Here is a 1,357-nt window from a genome sequence, read left to right as displayed (position 1 = left end):
TCGTTGAGCACGCCGATGGCATCGACGATGGCGTCCAGGTGCTCGAACATCATGGTATTGATGCCCTTGCTCAGCTCGCCGTAGACGCCCGGGAAGTCCTGCGGCATGCGGTGGGTCACGTCCTTGTCGGCATGCAGTTCGATCATCAGCGCGGTTTCGCTGGAGAAGCGCTGCAACTGGGTCTGCATGCGGCCCATCGCGACCAGCAGACGGCCGGGTTCGTCGCGCGCGTCGGTGCTCACGTCGTTGTCCAGGCGGCCGTCGGCGATGGCTTCGGCGGCGCGGGTGGCGCGGCCCAGCGGCCCGGTCAGGCTGCGGGTGATCGTCCAGCCCAGCAGGCCGCTGACCAGCAGGACCGCAAGGCCGCCGGAGATGAGGATGACGCGGCCCCGCGCCATCGCTGCCGAGGAGACAGCATAGGCCTCCCGGCTCAAGCGCCGCTGCAGATCGGCATTGGCGCGGATCGCCGCCTGCTGCTTCTCCATCGCCACCGCGGCATCGCCCAGCAGCAATGCCTGTGCCTGGGCGTTCTGGTCCTTCTCGCCGAGCGCCAGCACTTGATTGTTGAGTTGCACCGACTGCGCGCGCGCATTCTCGATCGCGGCCATGGCCTGGCGTTCGGCCGGGGTCGCCGGCATCGCCGACAGTGCATCGTACGCGGCCTTGTAGCGCGCCCGGTTGCGCTGCACGATGTCGATCATCTTCTGGTTGGCCGCATCGCCATCGACGATGGTGATGGACAGCAGCCCGATCTGCACATTGGTGTTGGCGTCCAGCATCTCGTTGGAGAGGCGGACCTTTTCCATGTTGCCGTTGACGATGCTGTCCAGTTCGCGATGCGCCCTGGCCATGGTCAGCAGCCCCATGGCGACCAGTACACCGGACAACAGGATGAGGATGCCGAACGCCATGCCCAGGCGCCGACCGACGTTGTAGCGTTGCAGAAGTGCGTTCATAGCCGACCTTTGGGGGACAGAAGGAGTCGGGTCGCACGCGCTGGCAGGCCAGCGTTGCGGCGCCTCGTGGCGATGCGCTGCCACCCCATGGATATCGACATGGCGGCCAGGAATTGAGCGGTGTGCGGATCCTTGTTGGCGGGCGGTTAGGAAGCTGTCTGCCTTCCGACGCGTGTTGGTCGGCGAAGGCAAAATCCGACGTGGTTCCGACATGCGCCGGCGTGTAATGCACCGAGCTATAGCTCGCGTATTGCAGGAATGCGCAGCTGCGTAAGGGCTGCGCTGCGAACGCCGGGCGTTACCGCCGGGACCGGTCGCCATGCCGGCGGCATGGCGATCGTACGACTCAGAACTCCTGCCAGTCGCCGCCGGCCGCGACCGCGGTGCGCTTGGCGGGCTGC

General features: G+C 66.4%; 1 protein-coding gene. It reads right to left on the bottom strand.

The window, feature by feature from the left end; all coding sequences use genetic code 11:
• Positions 1 to 956, bottom strand: a 956-nt coding sequence (locus tag D588_RS24880) for an MCP four helix bundle domain-containing protein (protein WP_017916481.1), incomplete at its 3' end; no start/stop codon positions are given.
• Between the last annotated feature and the right edge of the window lie 401 nt (positions 957 to 1,357).

This window comes from Xanthomonas sp. SHU 308, from assembly GCF_000364645.1.
Classification (GTDB): domain Bacteria; phylum Pseudomonadota; class Gammaproteobacteria; order Xanthomonadales; family Xanthomonadaceae; genus Xanthomonas_A; species Xanthomonas_A sontii.
The sequence above is the reverse complement of the archived record's forward strand: the minus strand, read 5'-3'. Positions and strand labels throughout refer to the sequence as shown.